The 21,905-nt window shown below is 58.7% G+C and carries 19 protein-coding genes; 10 read left to right on the forward strand and 9 right to left on the reverse strand.

All coding sequences use genetic code 11. The annotated features are described in order from the left end of the window. The first annotated feature begins 38 nt into the window (after window positions 1-38). Window positions 39-1,133 (forward strand): tRNA preQ1(34) S-adenosylmethionine ribosyltransferase-isomerase QueA, encoded by a 1,095-nt coding sequence (gene queA / locus RBB81_RS10705; RefSeq protein WP_353073676.1) that lies wholly within the window; start codon window positions 39-41, stop codon window positions 1,131-1,133. A 76-nt stretch (window positions 1,134-1,209) separates the two neighbouring features. Continuing rightward, entirely contained in the window at window positions 1,210-4,056 is a 2,847-nt protein-coding gene (polA, locus tag RBB81_RS10710; RefSeq protein WP_353073677.1) for a DNA polymerase I, read from the forward strand. 62 nt (window positions 4,057-4,118) lie between these two features. Here polA and RBB81_RS10715 read toward each other — a convergent pair whose 3' ends face one another. Continuing rightward, entirely contained in the window at window positions 4,119-5,201 is a 1,083-nt protein-coding gene (locus RBB81_RS10715; protein ID WP_353073678.1) for an AI-2E family transporter, read from the reverse strand. A 108-nt stretch (window positions 5,202-5,309) separates the two neighbouring features. Between RBB81_RS10715 and RBB81_RS10720 the strand changes: the two genes are divergently transcribed. Next, window positions 5,310-5,597, forward strand: a complete 288-nt coding sequence (locus RBB81_RS10720; protein WP_179581898.1) for a hypothetical protein — start codon at window positions 5,310-5,312, stop codon at window positions 5,595-5,597. 78 nt (window positions 5,598-5,675) lie between these two features. Here RBB81_RS10720 and RBB81_RS10725 read toward each other — a convergent pair whose 3' ends face one another. Next, window positions 5,676-6,575, reverse strand: coding sequence for an Fpg/Nei family DNA glycosylase (locus RBB81_RS10725; protein ID WP_353073679.1), 900 nt, complete (start codon window positions 6,573-6,575; stop codon window positions 5,676-5,678). Between the two features lie 14 nt (window positions 6,576-6,589). Then, entirely contained in the window at window positions 6,590-7,429 is an 840-nt protein-coding gene (gene sseA / locus RBB81_RS10730; protein WP_353073680.1) for a 3-mercaptopyruvate sulfurtransferase, read from the reverse strand. Window positions 7,430-7,584: 155 nt separating this feature from the next. Between sseA and RBB81_RS10735 the strand changes: the two genes are divergently transcribed. Beyond that, window positions 7,585-8,043: a DsrE family protein gene (locus RBB81_RS10735; RefSeq protein WP_179581901.1), complete on the forward strand. Its 459-nt coding sequence runs from the start codon at window positions 7,585-7,587 to the stop codon at window positions 8,041-8,043. Window positions 8,044-8,133: 90 nt separating this feature from the next. Here RBB81_RS10735 and holA read toward each other — a convergent pair whose 3' ends face one another. The 5 genes from holA to tilS form a co-directional block, all read right to left on the reverse strand. Further along, window positions 8,134-9,393 carry a DNA polymerase III subunit delta gene (gene holA / locus RBB81_RS10740; protein ID WP_353073681.1) on the reverse strand — a complete coding sequence of 420 codons (1,260 nt, stop codon included), beginning with the start codon at window positions 9,391-9,393 and terminating at the stop codon, window positions 8,134-8,136. Beyond that, complete coding sequence (lptE, locus tag RBB81_RS10745; protein ID WP_353073682.1) at window positions 9,393-9,902, reverse strand: LPS assembly lipoprotein LptE; 510 nt, start codon at window positions 9,900-9,902, stop codon at window positions 9,393-9,395. The genes holA and lptE overlap by 1 nt, the downstream gene beginning before the upstream one ends. Window positions 9,903-10,123: 221 nt before the next feature. Next, window positions 10,124-10,483, reverse strand: coding sequence for a DUF4260 domain-containing protein (locus RBB81_RS10750; RefSeq protein ID WP_353073683.1), 360 nt, complete (start codon window positions 10,481-10,483; stop codon window positions 10,124-10,126). A 373-nt stretch (window positions 10,484-10,856) separates the two neighbouring features. Further along, complete coding sequence (gene ftsH, locus RBB81_RS10755) at window positions 10,857-12,776, reverse strand: ATP-dependent zinc metalloprotease FtsH (protein WP_353073684.1); 1,920 nt, start codon at window positions 12,774-12,776, stop codon at window positions 10,857-10,859. 607 nt (window positions 12,777-13,383) lie between these two features. After that, window positions 13,384-14,457 carry a tRNA lysidine(34) synthetase TilS gene (tilS, locus tag RBB81_RS10760; protein ID WP_353073685.1) on the reverse strand — a complete coding sequence of 358 codons (1,074 nt, stop codon included), beginning with the start codon at window positions 14,455-14,457 and terminating at the stop codon, window positions 13,384-13,386. 207 nt (window positions 14,458-14,664) lie between these two features. On the opposite strand from tilS, the gene RBB81_RS10765 reads away from it, so the two are divergent. The 3 genes from RBB81_RS10765 (at window position 14,665) to ispF (ending at window position 16,548) form a co-directional block, all read left to right on the forward strand. Further along, a complete protein-coding gene (locus tag RBB81_RS10765) occupies window positions 14,665-15,123 on the forward strand; it encodes a GNAT family N-acetyltransferase (RefSeq protein ID WP_353073686.1) in 459 nt (152 codons plus the stop codon). A gap of 29 nt (window positions 15,124-15,152) precedes the next feature. Further along, window positions 15,153-15,869, forward strand: coding sequence for a 2-C-methyl-D-erythritol 4-phosphate cytidylyltransferase (gene ispD, locus RBB81_RS10770; RefSeq protein ID WP_353073687.1), 717 nt, complete (start codon window positions 15,153-15,155; stop codon window positions 15,867-15,869). Between the two features lie 61 nt (window positions 15,870-15,930). Next, complete coding sequence (gene ispF / locus RBB81_RS10775) at window positions 15,931-16,548, forward strand: 2-C-methyl-D-erythritol 2,4-cyclodiphosphate synthase (RefSeq protein ID WP_179581908.1); 618 nt, start codon at window positions 15,931-15,933, stop codon at window positions 16,546-16,548. Between the two features lie 152 nt (window positions 16,549-16,700). On the opposite strand, the gene RBB81_RS10780 is transcribed toward ispF, so the two are convergent. Further along, a complete protein-coding gene (locus RBB81_RS10780; protein ID WP_353073688.1) occupies window positions 16,701-17,375 on the reverse strand; it encodes an O-methyltransferase in 675 nt (224 codons plus the stop codon). A 114-nt stretch (window positions 17,376-17,489) separates the two neighbouring features. On the opposite strand from RBB81_RS10780, the gene RBB81_RS10785 reads away from it, so the two are divergent. From RBB81_RS10785 to RBB81_RS10795, 3 genes are all read left to right on the forward strand, one after another. Next, window positions 17,490-19,388 (forward strand): M14 family metallopeptidase, encoded by a 1,899-nt coding sequence (locus tag RBB81_RS10785; protein ID WP_353073689.1) that lies wholly within the window; start codon window positions 17,490-17,492, stop codon window positions 19,386-19,388. Between the two features lie 45 nt (window positions 19,389-19,433). After that, complete coding sequence (locus RBB81_RS10790; RefSeq protein WP_179581911.1) at window positions 19,434-19,865, forward strand: hypothetical protein; 432 nt, start codon at window positions 19,434-19,436, stop codon at window positions 19,863-19,865. 126 nt (window positions 19,866-19,991) lie between these two features. Next, window positions 19,992-21,905, forward strand: coding sequence for a CocE/NonD family hydrolase (locus RBB81_RS10795; RefSeq protein WP_353073690.1), 1,914 nt, complete (start codon window positions 19,992-19,994; stop codon window positions 21,903-21,905).

Consider the following 21,905-nt stretch of genomic DNA (forward strand, 5'->3'; position numbering starts at 1 on the left):
ACAACTCACCACGATTTCACCACTAAAATTGACATAGATTGCTCGTATCCGACTTCAATTTCGACCTCCCAGAAGAGCTGATAGCCCAGTCCCCACCGGCGATTCGTGGCTCCAGCCGCATGCTGCTCTTCGACCGCGCCACCGGCCAGTACCACGACAATTTTTTTCGCAACATCCCCCAAATCCTCAAACCCGGCGACCTCCTTATCCTCAATGACAGCCGTGTCTTACCGGCCCGCCTCTACGCCACCCGCGCCCGCAGCCACCAAACCCAGCAAAGTTCTCCCAATCCAACCGGCCGTATCGAAGTCCTTCTAACCCAGCAACTTGCCGTGAACGATTGGACCGCACTCGTCCGCCCCAGCCGCAAAATTCAACTCGGCGAACGCCTCCTCTTCCACGCCCCCAACGAAGCAAACCCCTTACTGGAAGCCGAAATTCTCTCCGCCTCCGAATTCGGCGAACGCACCCTCCGCTTCTCTCCCGCCCCAGACTTCAGCGCCATCCTCAACAAAATAGGCCACATGCCGCTTCCTCCCTACATCCACCGCGAGGACAGCGATGCCGATCGCGACCGCTACCAGACCGTCTTTTCGCAAGAATCCGGCAGCGCCGCCGCCCCGACCGCAGGCCTTCACTTCACCCCCAAGATCCTGGCCCAGCTCAAGCAAAACGGCATCCAGATTGAGACCATCACCCTCCACGTAGGGCTCGGCACCTTCCAGCCAGTAAGAGCGGAAAAGCTTAGTGACATCCGCCTCCACGCCGAACACTACACGCTTCCTCCCGCAACCGCTGAAGCCATCAACGCCGCGCTCAATGATGGCCGCAGGATCATTGCAACCGGCACCACCACAACCCGAACGCTGGAACACTGCGCCCAAACGTCTGGGGGAGATCGTCTTACACCCCACACCGGCCAAACCAGCATCTTCATTCAACCTGGCCATAGGTTCATGATCGTGAAGGGTCTCCTCACAAACTTCCATCTTCCACAATCCACGTTGCTTATGCTAGTCAGCGCCTTCGCAGGAAGTCAGACCGGAAAAGAATTAGTACTGTCTGCCTATGCACACGCCATTCGGGAAAAATACCAATTCTTCAGTTATGGTGACTGCATGCTTCTTCTCTAGAAACGGAGTTCCGTGGTTACGGCATCTCCGTGTTTGAAGTCCTACCACTCGCGCACGCGCTACCATCTAACAAGCCATGTCGAACTCAGCAAATCGAGAAAAATCAGCCACTTCGTCCGAAAACAAACCTCCTGTTTACCTACTTGATAGCATGGCGTTCATCTTTCGCGCATACCACGCAATGCAGCGCCAGCGTCCAATGTCCACGAGGACTGGCATCCCTACTGCGGCGACCTATGTGTTCGTCAACATGATCAACAAGCTTCGCAAAGACTTTTCCCCTCACTACCTCGCAGCGATCTACGACCTCTCCGGTCCGGTCTTCCGCGATGAGCGTGCTCGCGAAATGAAGTCGGTCAAGAAGTTCAACATTAAGACTCAGCAGTTCGAAGAGATTGATTATCTCGGCTACAAAGCCAACCGAACTGAGATGCCGGCCGACCTTACACAACAGCTCCCCTTCATTCGCCGCGCCCTTGAGGCCTTTCGCATTCCGATTCTTAGTTACGAGGGATTCGAAGCGGACGACGTAATCGGAACGCTGTCTTGTAAGCTCTCAGCTCTGGGCCACAAGGTCTACGTTGTATCTTCCGACAAGGATATGATGCAGCTCGTCAACGAAGATGTATTCATTCTCAATCCAACGAAAGACAACCTGATTCTTGACAGTGCCGGAGTAGAAACTGCGCTCGGAGTCCCACCCGAACTTGTGGTTGACGTGATGGCCCTCCGCGGCGATTCCATCGATAACATTCCCGGTGCTCCAGGCATAGGCGATAAGGGATCCGTCGAGCTCATTCAGCAGTTCGGTACGGTCGAGGCCGCGCTCGACCGCGCCGATGAGGTAAAACGTAAAACGTATCGCGAATCGTTGCAAAACAATCGCGACAATATTCTCCTTTCAAAAGAACTCGTCACGATCCACACCGGCGTGCCTATCGACTTCGAGCTAGACGATATGCTTACCCAGCCCTCCGATAATGCTGCGTGTCGTGAACTCTTCTCGGAGCTCGAATTTACAACTTTGCTGAAGGAACTTGCTCCTTCTACCGCCAACACTCCGATCACATACAATCTGATACCGACATCAGCGCAAATAAGTGAATTGCTGGCAGACGCCCGCTCGGCCGGTCTTTCCGGAGAGATCAAGGGATTAACGTTAGCTGTCTTTGAAGACGCCCGTGCTCTCGCGGAAGAGGTCTGCGCGGACGTATCCACGGAAGAAGACGCTGAGCCCGAGCCATCGCCATCCAAGTCCATGTCCCTCTTCGCAACCCAAGAACCGGAACCACTGGACCAGCGAAGGCCAGCTCCCTCGACCGTCCTTCAGATTGGCCTAACCACGTCTGCTGCCTCTGCGACGGTCGTATCCCTTCAGGCGCCTGGCCTAAGAGAGGCGCTCGAAGACGCAACACTTCCCAAGCACGTTCATGATCTCAAAGCCGTCCTCCGTGCGCTCGAGCCTCATCAGATCACATTGGCTGGAGTCCGCGACGATGTCATGCTCTACAGCTATCTCATCAATTCGACGCACGGCTCTCACATTCTTCCTGACGTGACAGCCCGCTTTACCGACCGCGCCCTGCCCCATGCTTCGAAGACGCCTAGCGATGCCGAGATTTCCAATCTCCTGCCTGAAGCCGCCAACGCTGTCCATCGCCTCTCCGACATCCTTCGTAGCCAGATCGAATCCGCTCACCTCTCACATATTTACGAGACGATGGATCTTCCGCTGGTTCCTGTTCTCTTGAGGATGGAGCAGGCTGGTGTTCGGATCGACTCCGCTGTTCTGGGTGAGATGTCCACTCGACTCGCTGTTGATATGGATAATCTTGCCGATCGAATTTATACGGATTCGGGCCATCGGTTCAATATCAACTCGCCTAAACAACTCGGCGAAGTTCTCTTCAACAAGATGCTCCTTCCCAAGCCGATGAAGTATGGAAAGGGCAAAGTCGTTTCTACGGCTCAGGATGTGCTTGAGGAGCTTGCCGAACATCATGCTGTTCCTGCACTTGTTCTCGAATACCGCCAGCTCGCGAAGCTGAAATCCACTTACATCGACTCGCTTCCGCAGCTTACGGATGCTATGGGCCGTGTCCACACCACCTTCAACCAAGTTGGCACGGCGACTGGTCGCCTTTCCAGCACGAATCCGAATCTGCAGAACATTCCGGTCCGTACTGCACTTGGTCGCGAGATTCGCGCCGCATTTATTCCTGCTCCAGGTAATGTTCTGATGTCTGCGGACTACTCGCAGATCGAACTGCGCCTGATGGCCCATTTCTCACAAGACCCGTTATTACTCGATGCCTATAGAACAGGCAAAGACATTCACACGTTGACCGCAAGCGAGGTCTTCGGTGTCGACGCTGCCACCATGGATAAAGAGACTCGTGCTCGCGCCAAGGCTGTTAATTTCGGGATCGTATATGGCATCAGTCCGTTTGGACTCGCGGCGCAGCTGAGCATCGATCAAAGAACGGCCAAAACCTATATTGAGACCTATTTTCAGCGTTACAAAGGTGTCCAGCGCTTCATTGAGGAGACGCTCGAGACAGTGCGCCGAGATCAGTCTGTGAAGACTTATTTTGGCCGCATCCGGCCAATCCCGGATATTCAATCCCGCAACCCCAACATGCGCGGTTTTGCGGAGCGGACTGCGATCAATACTCCTTTACAAGGTACCGCGGCCGATCTCATCAAACTGGCCATGCTCAGAATCGACCAGCTTATCCGCGATCGCAGACTGAGATCGCAGATGACTCTGCAGGTCCATGATGAGTTGCTGTTTGACGTCGTGCCGGAAGAGGTTGAAGAGCTTCAGAAACTTGTGAAACACGAGATGGAGCACGTTGCCGAGTTCTCCATTCCAATCGTCGCTGAGGTGGGCGTCGGTCAAAACTGGCGCGACATGAAATAATAGTCTCCTCCATTTTTCGACACGCTGACGAATCGTTCTACGGGTGATTATGGTCTCCGCTTCTAAAGAGAGTGGATACTCGATAGCGGATCAGGTTGCGTGGCGATTTGGCTGACGCGCGCGTGCCAGATGTCGAGCAGGGTGGAGGCGATGGTGAAGATGACGGGGCCGAGGATGATGCCGAGGGGACCGAAAACTGCGATGCCTCCGAGAATGGTGATGAGGATGATGGCGGTGTGGGCGCGCAGGTGGCCGCCGATGAGGATGGGGTAGAGGATGTTGTCGATGGTGCTGACGATGAGTCCGCCCCAGATGGCGAGGAGCGCGGCCTTTCCCCAATGGCCGTTGAGACCGAGATATATGGCGATGGGGCCCCATACGAGGAAGGCACCGAAGGCTGGGATCATGGCGAAGGCGGTGAGCGTAATGGACCAGAGGATGACACCTGGGACGCCGAGAACCCAGAAGGCGAGACCGGCGAGGACTCCCTGTACGAGAGCGATGGCGAGCCTTCCGAGGAAGGTGGCGTAGATGGTGTCGTCGATGCGTTCGAGGAGTTCGTTGGTCTCGTCTTCGCGCAGCGGGATGATGGAGCGGAGCGCCGCGAGGGCCAGATGGCGGTCGCGAAAGAGGAAGAATAGGAGGAAGAGCATAACGACCATCTCGGTGATGAGATGGACGGAGTTGCCGAGGATCATTGCGGCTTTGCTGCCTACGTAGGCGGCGGTGGTGCGGGCGGCGTTGTTGATGTCAATGGAGGCGGAGAAGGCTTCGATGCGATTGGCGAGGGCGGGATGGTTGCCGATGTAGTCGGTAATCGTGTTCTGCGCGTTGGGATTGCGGAGGGAGACGATGGCCTTGAGTGCTTGCTCGCCGAGTTCCTGCGCCAAGAAGAAGCCGGGAACGATGACGGCGAGGATTACGAGAATGAGGGCTACAGTGGCGCAGGTGGTGCGGTGGAGGATGCGGGTGGAGAGCCAGTTATACGGGATCTCGGTGACGACCGCTAGTACGATGGCACCGACGATAGCAGAGAAGAAGGGCTGGAGGATCAAGGCGCAGAGGATGAGGATGGCGAGGGTGAGAAGGTAGAGGGTGATCTGTCTCCAGGGCGGGAGTTCTCGGTCGTCTCGGCCTTCTTGCATGAGGTAAACGCTCCGGTGGTTGGGTTAGATGCGAATGTATCTGGTATTGGCTGAGATTAGAATACGTGGTCGATTGAGGAATCGATTAATGTCCGAGGAGGTTCGCTGATGGCGCATCTTGAACCCTGGCTTGCAGTTGGGGTGTTGTTGTCCACCGCTGCTACGGATGCTGTATACGTGATGTTCAACGCGGCGGTCTCTTCGCAACGGCGCGTGCCGGCGGCTACGTGGAGCAGCATCTGGTATCTGCTGTCGGCGTTTGCCGTGATCAGTTATACGAAGAACTGGGTTTATGTCTGCTTTGCGGCGGTGGGGTCGTGGATTGGGGCTTATGTATCGATGACGGTTTTGCGGCGCGCGAAGGGGCCGCGGGGGCCGGAGGCGGCTTCGTCGTGAGTGGAAGGGTAGATGCAGATCCCCTTCGAGGATGACAACAAGAAAGGCAACGGCAAAGACGCTTCAACTAGCTACGGGTCAGCGTTTTTTGAGGGCTTCGAGTTCGTCGAGGGTGCGGGGCCAGTCTTTGCCGAGGAGGCGGGAGAGGCTGCGGTCGGCGAGGACTTTGCCTCCTGTCTGACACTGGGCGCAGTAGTTGGTCTCGTTGTCGGCGTAGCGGATGCGCTGTATGGGCTGACCGCAGGTGGGGCAGGGTTGGCCGAAGCGTCCGTGTACGGCCATATCTTTGCGGAAGGCTGTGACCTTTTCAGGAAAGGCTTGTGCGGCTTCTCCGTTGAGGCGGTCGATCCAGAGCTGCATAGTGTCGCGAGTTGCGTTGTAGAGGCGCTTCCACCGCTCGGGGGTGAGCTTATGGGTTTGGAGGATGGGGGAGAGCTGGGCGGCGTGGAGGATCTCGTCGGAGTAGGCGTTGCCGATGCCGGAGAGGATGCGCGGGTCGGTGAGGGCTCGCTTGAGGGTGCGGTTCTCTGCGGTAAGGGCGGTGGGGAAGGCTTCGAGGCTGGCAGTGAAGATGTCGATTCCGCCGGGGTCGATCACCTGCGCGGCGGCTTCGTTTGTGAAGAGGTGCAGTGAGGCGCGACGCTTGGAGCCTGCTTCGGTGAGGACGAGGGAGCCGTTGGGGAAGTCGAAGGCGGCGAGGTTGTTGCGGCCTCCGAGTTTTGCGCCGAGGGGACGCCAGTGGAGGCGGCCAGCGATCATGAGGTGCAGGACTAGCCAGATACCGTTGTCGAATTCGAAGGCGATGCGTTTGCCGATGCGGTGCACGGCGCGAACTGTCTGGCCTTCGATCTCTTCGATGGTGGGTCGGACCGTCCGCAGGAGGAATGGACTGGCTATGCGGAGGCGCGTTAAGGGCTCGCCCAGGATACGTGGCTCGAGTGCGGTGAGGTAGGCCGTGATGTCGGGTAGCTCTGGCATGGTTGGAGGGGCTGTTAGATGGTTTTTTCTATGAAGGATTCGGGCTGTTGGGCGTACTCAGCCCAGGATCCGTCGTAGAGGCTTACGTCTTTTGCGCCGGCAAGTTCGAGGCCGAGAGCGATGACGGCAGCGGTTACTCCAGAGCCGCAGGTGGTGGTGATGGGCTGGTGCAGGTCTATCTTTTTTGCGGCGAAGAGTTGCTGAAGTTTGTCTGCGGGTTTGAGGCGGCCGTCTTCTACGAGTTCGGTGAAGGGGACGCTGATGGCTCCGGGCATGTGGCCGGAGCTTAGACCGGGACGTGGCTCGGGTGCGGTGCCGTTGAAGCGGCCTGCGGAGCGGGCGTCCAGGATTTGTTGGCGGGCGGTGATCTTTTCTTTGAGTTGGGTGAGGTCTTTTACGGCTTCATGGTGGCGGTTCGCGCGGAAGGTGGATTGTACGCGGAGGACGGGGCCAGATTCTGTTGGCAGGTTGGCTTCGGTCCAGGCGCGGAGGCCGCCGTCGAGGAGGTAGACCTTTTGTGCGCCGAGGGTGCGGAGCATCCACCAGGCTCGTGGGGCGGAGAAGACGCCTTCTTGTTCGTAGACGACGATGGTCGCGTTATCGGCGACACCGAGGGTGGACATGCTGCGGGAGAAGGCTTCGGCTGTGGGCAGCATGTGGGGGAGCGGGGTGGAGTGGTCGGAGAGCTCTTCGATGTCGAAGAAGATGGCGCCCGGGATGTGGTTGGCAAGATAGCGGGCGTGGGTGTCGATGGCTGGCGTTACGCCTACGTTAGGGAGGGTGGCGTCGAGGATGATGGTGTTGGGGTTTTCGAGGCGGGCGGCCAGCCATGCTGGGGTGACTAAGGGGTCCATGTGACTAGATTACTGCGTGCGTGGCTGAGAGAGGCTGGAGGGGGAGTGCGGTCGTCCTTTGGACAATGTACCCATCTGGAGAATCGAGATATGGGCACCTGGCTAATGCTGTCGACGAGGATTAGGCATAAGATTCTCCGTCAAAGGAGAAACTCATGGTGCGTCGACTCTTCCTGTCACGATTTGCGCAATTGGCGGCTCTGCCTCTTGCTTTGGGTGGTGGTTCTCTTAGGGGACAAGCTTCGCATAAGACGCTGAAGATCATGATGAAGAGCGCGTGGGGTTCCGACGATCCCACCAAAGCGGCGTTTCCCTTTCTGCATGGGCTGGCGCTTGCGGAGGCTGGACACGAGGTGCAGTTTTTCCTGCTAGGGGAGGCAGTTGGATTGATGCGAAGGACGCTTGCCAACGCCGTTACGCCAGTCGGATGGCCGCCAGTGGGTGAGACGCTGGATAAGCTTGCTGCGAAGCATATTCCGATCTACGCTTGCGGGACGTGCTCCCGTGCAAGAGGAGTGACTGAGGCGGATCTGAATAACTATGGGGCGAAGTTTGGTAACCCAACGATCTTTGTGTCGCTGGTTGAGTGGGCGGATCGGGTGATCACGGAGTAGTGTGTCGGAGTTGGAATGCGGTCGTCCTTGGTCGGATGCCCACATCTCAGAATCGAGATGTGGGCATCTGACACTGTGGGGCACTAGAGCCTAGAGTTCCATGGCGAATTGGTGGGTGGGGTCGTAGGGAGTGGGTTTGGGTTCGGTGGAGAGGTCAAGGATGAGGCGCTCGAGGACGAGGAGTTTGTTGGCGGGGGAGCTGCGGAGTTCGAGGTCGGCGCGGGCGACGAGGCGGATGGCGCGGGTGAGTTCGCGGCGGGATTTGTAGCGGCGGGCTTGCTTGATGAGGTCTTCGGCGGCGAAGGGGGGCATGCGAAAGCCCTGCCATAAGACTTGCCAGATGGCGCGGGGGTCGCGGACGTTTTTTTCGGAGATGATGAGCATCTGGCGGAAGGTGCGGGCGAGCATATAGAGGTGGCCGATGGCGGCGTCTTCGCCACCGTCGGAGGCGTTGAGGAGGCCGTGGAGGAGGAGGAGGGCGCGGGGGCGGTCCTTGGCGGAGATGGCGTCGGTGAGCTCGTAGAGGGAGCGCTGCTTGGCGGCGAGGACCATGGTTTCGACGTCGCCGAGGGTGACGCGGTTTTTGGTGATCTGCGTCGCTTCCTGGGAGATGGGGTGCCCTTCGGACGAGATGCGGGGGGCCCTCCACTGCGCGCTGCGCGCTTCGGTCGGGATGACGCTTTCCAGTGGCTGGGCGGCGGGGGCGGAGACGTAGAGGAGGAGCTTTTCGAACTCGCTGGCGATGAGCATCATGTCGGCGCCGAGGGAGTCGACTAGCTCGCGGGCGGCGTCGGGGTCGAACTTTATGTTGCGGGATTCGGCGGTGGTGGTGACCCACTTGATGGCGTCGTTTTCGTCTACGCGGGCTAGTTCTACGAAGCCGCACCAGTCGCCGAGGGTCTCGCGGATCTTCTCGAAGCGCTCCTTGTCCTGGTAGTCCATCTTGCGGAGGTCGGTGGGAATGCGGAGGTGGTCGGCTACGAAGAGGATGAGGGCTGAGGGGTTGGGCGAGCGGAAATAGGTGTCGATGGCGGCGAACTCTTCTTTTTTGCTGCCGCGGCTGTAGAGGGTTTTGAGGTTGCGGACGAAGAGGACCTGGAAGGGCGCCATGAGGGAGGGGGTCTGGGCGCGGTCGAGAATTTCGAAGATGCTGGTTTCGGCGAGGTCGAGATCGTGGAGGCAGAAGTCGCGGGTGTCTTCGGGGGCGAGGGTGGCGAGGACGGCTTTGCGGCAGCGGTCGTAGAGGAAGACCTCGTCGCCGAGGAGGACGTAGGCGGGACGGAGGGTAGCTGGGGAGGCGATCTCTGCGATGAATCGGTCGACGGAGGCGAAGGACTTGAGAGAGGCCATTAGAACGACTCCAGCATATCGCTTACTACGGCCTGGGCGAAGTCTTTTGCGACACGGTTGACGGCGTGGTTATCTTCCTGGATGAAGCCAGAGAGGTCCTGGGTGGATTGGTACTGCTCGCGGTAGACGAAGGCGTCGTTGCGGTATAGGGTGTGGCCGTCGTGGGCGGTGAGGAGGACTTTGGCGGTGATGGTGATGAGGTAGCTGGAGGATTGGCCGGTGGCGCCGTCGTAGGTGAGGGGGGCGACGGTCTGGGTGAGGATGGTGCCGTGGAGGGTGGCGTCGGCGGAGTCTGAGTCGGAGGTGAGGATGTGGTATTTGGTGCGGGTGTTGAGCTCGCGGATGGTGGCCTGGGTGAAGGCCATCTCGGTGTGGAAGGCCTGGGCGTTGGTGGTGAAGACGGGGACGGAGAGGGTGCGGACGCTGGCGGGGATGTTGGTCGCGGATCCGGCCTGGTGGTAGCCGCAGCCGGTGAGCGTGAGGAGGAGGATCGGGGTGAGGAGGCGCATGCGTCTGTCTTCTATTGTCGCATTGGTGCGGTGGGCAGGGTTTTTTTGAGGAAAAAAGTTGTGCGGTGGAAAAGCCTGTTTTTATTGGGGGTTTTTGAAAAAAGCGGCGTTTGGACGTGGTGTTTTGGTGGTGAGAACGTGGTGGATTGCGTGGTAAACGTGGTGTTGGGGATGGTGAGTTTTGAGGGGTAAAAAATGTGACACGATTTTGAACTTTATTTTCAGGGGATGTGCTGGAGGTGGGTGTCTTTGAAGAAGGTGGGATATTTGAGGCCGAAGCCGAGAAGGCGGTCGAGGGCGATGTGGGCGATCCAGATGAGGGCTATAGCAGGGGCCGAGGGCCAGTGCAGGAGATAGCCTGCGAAGAGAAGGGCAATGGGGAGCCAGAGGGTGTGGACGAGGTTGTAGGTTGTTGCGCCTATGCGGGGGTTGAGGAGGTAGCCGAGCATGAAGAGATCGGGAGCGAGGAAGAGGAGGGCGAAGAGGAGCCAGCTGTAGTGCAGGTGCTGGTAGAGAAAGAGGACGGCGGCTAGAAGGAAGGCTTCTTCGATGCGGCGAAGGATGGATGGGCGGGTCAGCATGTGATGTTTATACGTTGTTCTTAGGGATGGCCAGGGGTATTGGAAGTAAGGCGGAATGACAAAAGCAACCGCAGATCCCCTTCGGGGATGACAACAAGAAAGGCAACGAGTAAAGCTTGTTGGTTGAAAGATCCGCAAGGTTGTTGCTGGTGGGCTTCTTCGGGATCCTTCACTGCGCTCAGGATGACGGCAAGAACTTGCAACGGCAAGGGACAACGGCAACGGCACAGACAAAGGCACAGGCACAGACAACGGCACAGACAACGGCAAAGGCACAGGCAAAGGCAAAGGCACTGCGATTGTGGCTGTTGCGGATGCAAAGAGAAGAGGCAGCCGCTTTGGCTGCCTCGTCTCTTTGATGCTGGGGTAGATGTTACGCGGGGGAAGGTTGGCCTTCGCCGAAGCCGGGCTTGCGTCCGCCTTCTGGTTTGAGGATCTTCTGGGTCTCGCCGCCGTTGCCTGGGTCTACGCCGGAGAGCGCGGACTTAGCGGCGGGAAGCTCCTTGCCTTCGATGATCAGCTTGATCTCGACGGCATCCAGGGTCTCGCGCTCCAACAGGGCGGCTGCCATGCGGTGCATGATGTCCTGGTTGGACTCGAGGATGGTGTAGGCAGACTTGTAACCGGCATCGACGAAGAAGCGGACTTCGGCGTCGATCTGCTTGGCGGTGTCGTCAGAGAAGTCGCGGTGCTGAGCGATCTCGCGGCCGAGGAAGATCTGCTCTTCCTTCTTGCCGAAGGTCATGGGACCCATCTTGGACATACCGAATTCGCAGACCATCTTGCGGGCCAGTTCTGTGGCGCGTTCGATGTCGTTGCCTGCGCCGGTGGTCATCTGCTTGAGGAAGATCTCTTCGGCGCAGCGTCCGCCCATGAGGGTGGCCATGCGGGTTTCGAGATAGTCCTTGGTGACGGTGTGCTGGTCTTCCTCGGGGAGGTAGACGGTGACGCCGAGTGCCATGCCGCGGGGGATGATGGTGACCTTGTGGAGCGGGTCAGAGTGCTCGCGCAGCGCGGAGACGAGGGTGTGACCTGCCTCGTGATAGGCGGTGACGCGCTTCTCTTCGTCGGTGAGGAGCATTGATTTGCGCTCGGCACCCATCATGACCTTGTCCTTGGCTACTTCGAAGTCATACATGTGGACTGACTTTCTGTTGTAGCGGGCGGCGGTGAGGGCGGCCTCGTTGACCATGTTGGCCAGGTCGGCGCCGGAGAAGCCCGGGGTTCCACGAGCGAGGATGTTGAGGTTCACATCTTCGGCCATGGGGACCTTCTTGGAGTGAACCTTGAGGACCTCTTCGCGGCCACGGATGTCGGGACGATCGACGATGACGCGACGATCGAAGCGGCCGGGGCGGAGGAGAGCGGGATCGAGAACGTCGGGGCGGTTGGTCGCTGCGACGAGGATGACACCGTCGTTGGACTCGAAGCCGTCCATCTCGACGAGCAGCTGGTTGAGGGTCTGCTCGCGCTCATCGTGTCCGCCGCCAAGGCCTGCGCCGCGGTGACGGCCGACTGCGTCGATCTCGTCGATGAAGATGATGCAGGGGGCGTTCTTCTTGCCCTGCTCGAAGAGGTCGCGGACGCGGCTTGCGCCGACGCCTACGAACATCTCAACGAAGTCCGAACCGGAGATGGAGAAGAAGGGAACGTTGGCTTCGCCGGCTACTGCGCGCGCCAAGAGGGTTTTGCCTGTGCCGGGAGGTCCGACGAGGAGTACGCCCTTGGGGATGCGGCCACCGAGGCGCTGGAACTTCTGCGCTTCGCGGAGGAACTCGATGATCTCTTTGAGCTCTTCCTTTGCTTCGTCAACACCGGCGACATCCTTGAAGGTGATCTTCTTCTGCTGCATGGAAAGCAGACGGGCGCGTGACTTGCCGAAGCTCATGGCCTTGTTTCCGCCGGACTGCATCTGGCGGAGGAGGAAGAACCAGAGGCCGAGGAGCAGGGCGAACGGCGCGATCGAGATCAACAGGCTGAGCCACTGGTTGGGGCTCTGGTCCTTGATGGTGATGTTGACGCCGTGATCGCGGAGCGTCTTGTACATGTCGGGGTAGTTGCCCGGGATGGTGGTGTGGAACTGATTCTTGTCGTCGCGGTAGTGGCCGGTGACTTCAGCGCCGTTGACTACGACGTCCTGGATCTTGCCTTGGTCGGCGTCGTTGAGCAACTGGGTCAGGCTGATGTTCTTCTCCTGAGTTCCGCCAGTCGTTTTTACGACGACCTGCCAGAGGAAGACCAAGCAGGTGATCATGAAGACCCAGATCAGAATTTGTTTGACGGTCGAGTTCAATCGAATTTCCTCATTTTTCTAGTCTGCAGCGGCCTCGAAATCGACTGGCGCTAGTCAGATCCAGTCTTCGCAAGCGAAGACGTACTACGGTTAGACGACGGCGGTGAGGGAAGGTTCTGTGCTGTTGGTGACCCTGATTGTCAGCAAAAAGCCCTGCCTCGGTCAAGTAGTTAGATTCTACTCTTGGTGGAAGGATTCGTGGGTTTGGAGCGGGAAATATTGATGTGACTTTAGGGGGATGGGGGTTGAAGGGGTTTGGGGGTGTTCGTGCCTGAAATGGCTTGTTTGGGCGAAGGCGGAGGTGGGGGCAACTGCTTGGCGGGTTTGGGGATAGGGTTTTGTTTGTCCTTTATGGGTGATGGAAATGTTAGACGAGCAACTACGAAATACAGGATCATCCCCCTTCGACTTCGCTCAGGGTCAGGATGACGACGTAAAAGAAACAGCGGCGAAGATGTAAGGCGGGCAACGGCAAAGGCGAAATGCGGGGGTCTCTCCACTCCGCCGTGCGATAGAACCGCACGGCTCCGGTCGAGATGACGCATTTTATGGGTGGAGATGATGCGTTGTTCGGGGTGGAGATGAGGCGTTGTTCGGGGTGAGATGACTACACCTCGCGATAGAGGCGCAGTTCGCGGGGGGAGCGGTCGGCGCGGAGGCCGCTGGGCAGGTGGAGGGTTGAGCCGGTGCGGGCGGCTACGGTGGGTGCTCCGATGGCCGGGTAGGGGCGAAAGCCGCAGAGGGCGAGGAGGCGGGATGTTTCGTCGAAGCTGAGGCGGGCTCCTAGCTGGCGAGCGGCGGCGCGGAGGACTCGGCGGCGGAGGGCGGGGTCCATGGCGCGAAGGCGATCGAGTTCGATGGAGACGGCGGAATGGGATTGGCCGGGGGTGGTGCTGACGGCGCGGCCTCCGCCTCGGACTGGTTTGCCGGGGAGGAGGAGTTGGGGGAGGAGACGGTTGAGCTCGGTCTGCCAGCGGGACTCTTCTTCGCGGGCCAGCTCGGCCATGTTGGCCAGGGTCTGGTCGAGGTTGGGGTTGTAGGTGCGGAGCTGGGGGAGGAGCTCGTGGCGGATGCGGTTGCGGGTGTAAGCGGTGTCGGTGTTGGTGGAGTCGTTGCGCCAGGGTTGGTTGAGTTGGGTGAGATAGGCTTCGATTTCGGAGCGGCGGGTTTGCAGGAAGGGGCGGAGGATCTTTCCTTTTGCGAGGGTGATGGTCGGATGGATGGCGCTGAGGCCTTCGGTCCAGGCTCCGCGGAGAAGCTTCATGAGGACGGTCTCGGCCTGGTCGTCGAGGGTGTGGGCGGTGAGGACGGCGTCGGCGTGGCCGGAGGTGAGGAGGTTAGTGAAGATTTCGTAGCGGAGGTTGCGGGCGGCCTCTTCGATGGTCTCGGCGTTGCCGGAGGCTCGGGTTTCGGAGACGCGTTGTGGCACGCTGGCTTGGTGGAGGTGGAGGGGGATGTCGTGGGCGATGCAGAGGTCTTCGACGAAGCGCTGGTCGGCGTCGGCCTCTTCGCCGCGGAGGCCGTGGTGGACGTGGACGGCGGAGAGGCCAATGCCGAGGGACTCGCGTTGTGCGTGGAACGTCAGGAGGAGAGCTACGGAGTCTGCTCCGCCGGAGAGGGCTACGCAGAGACGATCGCCGGGTTGGAATTGTGTGCGGTCGCAGGGGAGGGTGGGGGACATTTGTGTCTATGTTAGTTGCCTGAAGGAATCGTGTCCTGCCGGACGGGCCCACTGCACGTGGCGCGGCCACTTCGTGGCGGGTGTACCGGTCTGGGTTGGGCCAACTGCATGGGCCTCCCGCTGGTCGGCTTGATATTCTCTATTACTTGCCCACAATGAGGGACACGAGCTGCGAAGTGCTGCTCCGCGTCTTTATATACTGCTTTGATGTTCGAGACGAGACTGGCTACGGTTGAGGATGCGGAGTTGATTGCTCGGCAGCGGCGGCAGATGTTTGTGGATGCGGGGCAGGCGGAGGACGCGGGGCTGCAGGCTATGATGGAGAACTTTGTTGCCTGGGTTCGGCCGCGGTTGAACGATGGCAGCTATGTTGGGTGGATGGTGGAGGAAGAGGGCTGCGTGGTGGCTGGGGCGGGTATGTGGATGATGGAGTTTCCTCCGCACTGGATGGATGCGCAGCCGATGCGGGCTTATCTGCTGAACTTTTATGTCGATCCGAAGTTTCGCGGGCATGGGCTGGCTTATCGACTGCTGAAGATTTCGGTGGAGGCGGCGCGGGGGCGGGGAGTGAAGGTGGTTTCGCTGCACGCTTCGAAGTTCGGCAGGCCTATTTATGAGCGGAATGGCTTTGAACAATCGACCGAGATGATGCTGCGTCTGGAGTAGGTGCGCGCATCTTGTATACTTCGCAGGTTATGAGAGTCTTTGTGATTCTTCCAGCAGCAGGTATCGGGACGCGGATGGCCGCGGGGGGTGCGTCGCCGGCGGCGCCGAAGCAGTTTCTGTCGGTTGGCGGGGTGCCGGTGCTGGTTCGGTCGGTGAGGGCGTTTCTTGCGGTGCCGCGGGTGGATGCGGTTTGCGTGGCCGTGCGGGCGCATGAGCGAGAGCGGATGGAGGCCCAGATGGTGGAGTACAAGCTGGGGCCGCGGGTGCATATGGTGGAGGGTGGAGACGATCGGCAGCACTCGGTGGGGAATGCGCTGGCCGCGCTGGAGTGCGATGCGGACGATGTGGTGTTGGTGCATGATGCGGTAAGGCCGCTGATTGATCCGGCGACGATTGAGCGGACGATCGATGCGGTGGTGAAGCATGGCGCGGCGATTGTGGGGTTGCCGGCGGTGGATACGATCAAGCAGGTGGAGCGGACGGCGGATGGGGCGATTGTGACGGCGACGATTCCGAGAGAGAGGATTGTGCAGGCGCAGACGCCGCAGGGTGCGCGCTTTGGGTTGCTGAGGGCGGCGTTTGTCGAGGCTGAGGCGGATGGGTTTTCGGGGACCGATGAGGCTAGTCTGTTGGAGCGGGCCGGGGTGGAGGTGGCTGTGGTGCAGGGGTTGGCGAGGAACTTCAAGATTACGCAGCCGGGGGATATTGAGCTGGCGGAGTTTTATCTGGGGCAGGGAAAGGTTTGAGGGATTTTTGTACGGTGGTCGTGGTCGCTCCGCGATTTATCGAAGCATGGGAAGATAGCTTATGGGTATGAGGATTGGTTACGGATTTGACTCGCATGCCTTCACGGCAGGTGTGCCGCTGGTGATTGGCGGACTTGCGATTGAGCATCCTGAGGGGCTGGCTGGGCACTCGGATGGCGATGTGCTGCTGCATGCGATTACGGATGCGCTGCTGGGTGCGGTGAGCGCGGGGGATATCGGGACGTTCTTTCCGCCGAGCGATCCTCGGTGGAAGGGTGCGGCTTCGAGCGTGTTTCTGCAGACGGCGTTGGAAGAGGTGGCGACGGCTGGGTACAAGATCGTGAATATCGATACGGTGCTGGTGATGGCGAAGCCGAAGATTGTGCCGATTGCGGGGGAGTTGCGGGAGAGCGTAGCGGCGCTGCTGGGCGTGAAGCCTGGTGAGGTGGGGATCAAGGCGAAGACGCCGGAGGGTTTGAATCAGGACAACGTTGCAGTGGCGCATGTGACGGTGCTACTGGAGAGCCTGGGGATTCCGGAGCCGGTGGGCGCGATGGTTGCCTCGGCTGAGGTTGATGATGAGATTGATGTAGTGGTGAAGACGCTGGTGGGGGATTCGCGCGACGTATCGGCGTTGGGACGAAAGGTGACTCCGTTCGATACGGATGATCTTACTTAGTTCGACTGGTGGAGGGGCGATAAAGACTTTGTCCTGCCGGACGGGCCCACTTCGCGTGGAGCGGTCACTTCGTGACTTGTATACCTGTTTTGGGAGTGATAGATGACGGTCCTCCCGTTGGTCGGGGTCGTCTTTTTTCAACTGCCGAGTGGCTATTCGCTTTCGTTGACTATTGCGATGGCGAATCCGTCGTAGCCTTTGCTGCCGACGGTCTGGAGTGCGGTCGCATCGAGCCGGGGATGGTTGCCGAGGCGCTCGAGGAAGGTGCGTGTACCTGAGACGCCGGGGTCGGAGCTGTTCGGATCGAGGATGGCGCCGTCGCGGATGACGTTGTCTCCGATGATGACGGTGCCGGGACGCGAGAGTTTGATCGCCCACTCCAGATAGGAGGGGTTGTTGGGTTTGTCCGCATCGAGGAAGATGAGGTCGAAGGGTGCGGCTTTTTGGGCGTGCAGGTTGGCTAGAGATTCGAGCGCACTGCCGACTCTGAGGTCGACGAGCGAGGATAGGCCTGCGCGCTTGATGTTTGCCGCAGCTACGCTGGCGTGGGTGGGATTGAGCTCGAGTGTGATCAGTGTGCCGTCTGGTGGGAGAGCGCGCGCCAGCCAGATGGTGCTGTATCCGCCGAGGGTTCCGACTTCCAGAATGCGCTTGGCTTTATGGATGCGGGCGAGCAGATGCAGAAACTTGCCCTGGTTGGGAGCTACGTCGATGGCGGGAAGTCCTGCGTCTGCGTTGACGCGAACGGCTTCGTCGAGTGCTTGATCGGGATGAACGAGAGTGTCGGTGAGGAAGCGGTCGACTGAGGTCCAGAGATCTTGATTCATATAGTGACGAGGATAACGGTGCTTGACTGGCGGGGCAAATTGCGCGCCGGGGTCGCTTGCATTCGTAGGAATGTTAGCGTGTTCGTAGAGAGTTGATCGTGCGAGGAGTTTGAGATGCGAATTGGTTCCGGCGTTGGCGTGGTTTTTGTGGCGGCTTTGGTTTTGGGTGGAGTGGCGCGGGGGCAGACGGTGGCTGATATAAGTTTGCAGCCGCATGCAGCGGGTAGTGTGGCTTGCACGCCTAGTGGTAATGCGGCGTGGATGACTCCGGCGGAGAAGAGTTGCTATGCGACGACTCCGGATTATGCGGAGACGATGGCCTATCTGAATCGCGTGCAGGGTGCGGCGCCGGGGCAGGTGAAGATTGAGGCGTTTGGGAAGACAGGCGAAGGGCGCGAGTTGGATGTGGTGGTGGTTTCGCGGGATGGAGTATTTGATCCTTCTGAGTTACATAAAGCGAAACGGCCGATTGTGCTGGTGCAGAACTCGATTCATGCGGGGGAGATGGACGGGAAGGATGCGTGCCTTGCGCTGCTGCGGGACATGGTGATCTCGAAGACGAAGGCGAACTTGCTGGAGCGGGCGGTGTTTGTGTTTATTCCGATCTACAACGCGGATGGGCATGAGCGGAGGAGCGCTTATAACCGCATCAACCAGGCTGGTCCGGCGGAGATGGGGTGGCGGGGCAATGGAACGAATCTTAATCTGAACCGTGATTATCTGAAGCTGGATACGCCGGAAGCGCGTGCGTTTATGACGATGTTTCATCGCTGGCTGCCGGACTTTTTTGTAGATGACCACGTGACCGATGGCGCGGACTATCAGTATGACGTGACGTTCACGATTGATGACGGGCCGAATGTACCGAGGGGAACGGCGAAGTGGGTGGATGAGGTGGCGACGTCGACGCTGGAGAAGTATGTGGACTCGCATGGGCATCTGGCTTCGCCTACCTATATCAATTTTGTGAATGACAATGATCCGGGTGACGGGCTCGGGTTCAATGATGATCCGCCACGATTTTCGACGGGCTATGTGATTCTTGAGGGGCGGCCGGGGATGCTGGTTGAGCTGCATATGTTGAAGGACTACAAGACGCGGGTTACGGGCAACTACGAGATTCTTGCCGGGCTGATGGAGTTGATGAATCGGGATGCGGACAAGGTGATTGCGCTGAATGCCGCGGCGGACAAGGAGGCAGAGGCGCTGGGCGCGCACCCGCTCGGGAATGTCATGTATCCGCTGGCGCTGGAATGGAGTGGGGAGACGACACCGTTTCTGTTTCGCGGGTACAAGTACACGCGGGAGTTGAGTGCAGTTTCGGGGGCGATGCGTGTGGAGTATTCGCATGAGCCGTGGAATGTTTCGCTGCCGTTCCAGACCGGGTTTAAGGTGAAGGCAGAGACGAAGGCGCCGGCTGCGTACATTGTTCCCGCACAGTGGGTGAAGGTGATTGATGTGCTGGCGGCGCATCAGGTGGACATTGAGCGGACGACGGCGGCGTGGTCGGGAGATGTGGAGACGTATCAATGCGGCGGGATGGCGTGGCAGGAGCCTCCTTTCGAAGGACGGCATCCTACGTTCAATGGCGAGGCTATGCATGATCCGGGAAAGTATGGGAGTTGTGTTCTGGTGCGGGAGAAGAGGAGCTTTCCGGCGGGGTCGGCGGTGGTGCGGCTGAATCAGCGGCTGTCGAAGGTGGCGCTGGAGTGGCTGGAGCCGGCGGCGCCTGACTCGGCGCTGCAGTGGGGCTTCTTCGATTCGATCTTTGAGCAGAAGGAGTATGGCGAGGCCTATGTGCTGGAGTCGCTGGCGCGCGAGATGATGGCGAAGGACCCGAAGCTGAAGACGGAGTTCGAGAAGAAGGTAGCGAGTGATCCGGTGTTTGCGGGGAACCCATATGCCCGACTGGAGTTTTTCTATGAGCGGACTCCCTGGTTTGCGGCTAACCAGGTGGGACAGTATCCGGTGGGGCGTTTGCTGAGGGTTGAGGGAGTGCCGGTGGGGCGGTAGTCGGTCGATGTTCTATGATGGTGAGCTTCCGAAGAGAGGTGAGCTATGCACGATCTTGTTGTAGATCTTATGGCGGTCGCTGTGTGCGGAGCGCTGGGCGGCTTCGTCAATGTGTTCATCGGGGACTCAGGACTTCACCTGCCGGTGATAGAGGAAGGCGTCTTTCGTCCGGGCTACATCGGCGTGGTGATAGTGGGCATCGTTGCGGCGGTTGGGGCGTGGCTTGCGACGCAGACCTCGGCACTTACGGGGAATTTCGCGCCGTCTCCTGCGGTTACGTTGAGGCTGTCTGAGTTGAGTACGGCGATTCTTGTTGGTTTTGGCGGGGCGCGGTGGTTCAAGTCGGAGGCCGAGACGACGATCTTTCGCAAGACGGCGGCTGTTGCGGCGAGCAAGTCGGCGGATAGTGAGGCCGCGGCGACGATCGCTGCGGGAACTCCTATTCAGGCATTGACCGCGGCGAACAGGATGCGGTGACTTGTGGCGTTTTTGAACATTATGAGAAGAAGATAAGGACGTTCGCGTATAGATGTGAAATATCGTATGTCAGCAAACGTTTAGTCGCGATAGACTTCCACTATTCTGTTTTTCCCTCGAGGGTTGATGAAAAGTAAGATCGCGCTTGTGCTGTGTTTGCTGACGATGGTTGCTGGTAGAGTGCTGGCGCAGGCTCCAGCGGCGAGTCAGGAAGAGTTCATCAAGTCGCACTATGCGAAGTTTGAATATCGCATTCCGATGCGAGATGGGGTGAAGCTGTTTGTGTCGGTGTATACGCCGCAGGCGGGGGCGTTTAAGGATGCGGGGCCGTATCCGTTTTTGATGACGCGGACGCCGTACAGCTGCGGTCCTTATGGCGAGGACAAGATGCCGACGCGACTAGGAGCGAGCCAGGAGCTGCTGGAGTCGGGCTACATCTTTGTGTGCGGAGATGCTCGTGGGCGGTATCAGAGCGAGGGTGTGTTTCAGGAGATGAGTCCGCATATCGAGGACAAGAAGTCGAATAAAGATGTGGATGAGTCGACGGATATGTACGACACGGTTGAGTTTCTGCTGAAGCATGTGGAGAACAACAACGGCAAGGTGGGGATTACCGGGATTTCGTATCCGGGGTTTTATACGTCGGCGAGCATTATCGATTCGCATCCGGCGATCAAGGCAGCCAGTCCGCAGGCTCCGATGACGAATCTATTCTTCAATGATGATGGGTACCATGGCGGCGCGTTTATGTTGTCGGCCAACTATGGGTTTTACATTTTTTTTAAGCCACAGAAAACGCCTATGCTGCCCGAGAAACGGGCCACGTATGACTTAGGTGTTCCAGATAGTTACAAATTTTATTTGAAGGCCGGACCGACAGGAAGTTTGGATAAGGCGTTCGACGGATCGAACTTCTTGTTTCACGATCAGTTGGTGCATACAACGTACGACGAGTATTGGAAGAAACGTGATCTTTCGCTGCATATGAAGAATGTGCATGCGGCGGTGATGACGGTCGGTGGATGGTTCGATGCGGAGGATCTGTCGGGGCCGTTCAAGACGTTTCATGCGATCGATGAGTTCAATCCCGGTGCGGTGAATACGCTGGTGGTGGGACCCTGGACGCATGGCGGATGGTCACGCAACGACGGGGACCGTCTTGGCGATGTGACGTTCAATTCGAAGACTTCACTGTTCTATCGAGAGAACATCGAGTATCCGTTTTTTGAGCATTATTTGAAGGGGCGTGATGGGGGAGTGCTGCCAAAGGCCTATGTGTTTGAGACGGGAAGCAATGTTTGGAAGAAGTATGATGCGTGGCCTCCAAAGTCTGCGGCGGCGAAGATGCTCTATTTTCACGCGGACGGCAGGCTCAGCTTCGATGCTCCTAACGAGAAGGCTGGTGTGGATGAGTATGTGAGTGATCCGGCACATCCTGTGCCGTTTGTGGATTACACAACGGACACGGTGCCGCAACGGTATATGGATGACGATCAGCGGTTTGCCTCGCGGCGACCTGATGTATTGACGTATGAAACCGAACCTCTGACGGAGGATGTGACGGTTGCAGGGCCGGTGCGGCCGAAGCTAAAGGTGTCCTCCAGCGGGACTGACGCGGATTTTGTGGTGAAGCTGATTGATGTTTATCCGGATGATTATCCTGATCCTCCAAACGACGCTGTGGGTAAGCGGGTGGTTGGTGCTGCGCCAGTTTTGATGGGTGGGTATGAACAACTGGTGCGGGGCGAGCCGATGCGGGCGAAGTTTCGGGATAGCTGGGAGAAGCCGACTGCGCTTACGCCAGGAAAGATGGTGGAGGTGGATGCAGAGATGCCGGATGTCAATCATACGTTCCGCACGGGGCATCGGATTATGGTGCAGGTACAGAGCTCGTGGTTTCCGTTGGTGGACAGGAATCCGCAGACGTTTGTGGATATTCCGTTTGCGAAGCCTGAGCAGTTCGTGAAGGCGACGGAGAGTGTTTATCGGAATGTTGGAGCGGCTAGTGGGGTTGAGGTGCTGGTCGTGCCGCAGCACTGA

It is taken from the genome of Tunturibacter gelidoferens, assembly GCF_040358255.1.
In the GTDB taxonomy this organism is placed as follows: Bacteria; Acidobacteriota; Terriglobia; order Terriglobales; family Acidobacteriaceae; genus Edaphobacter; species Edaphobacter gelidiferens.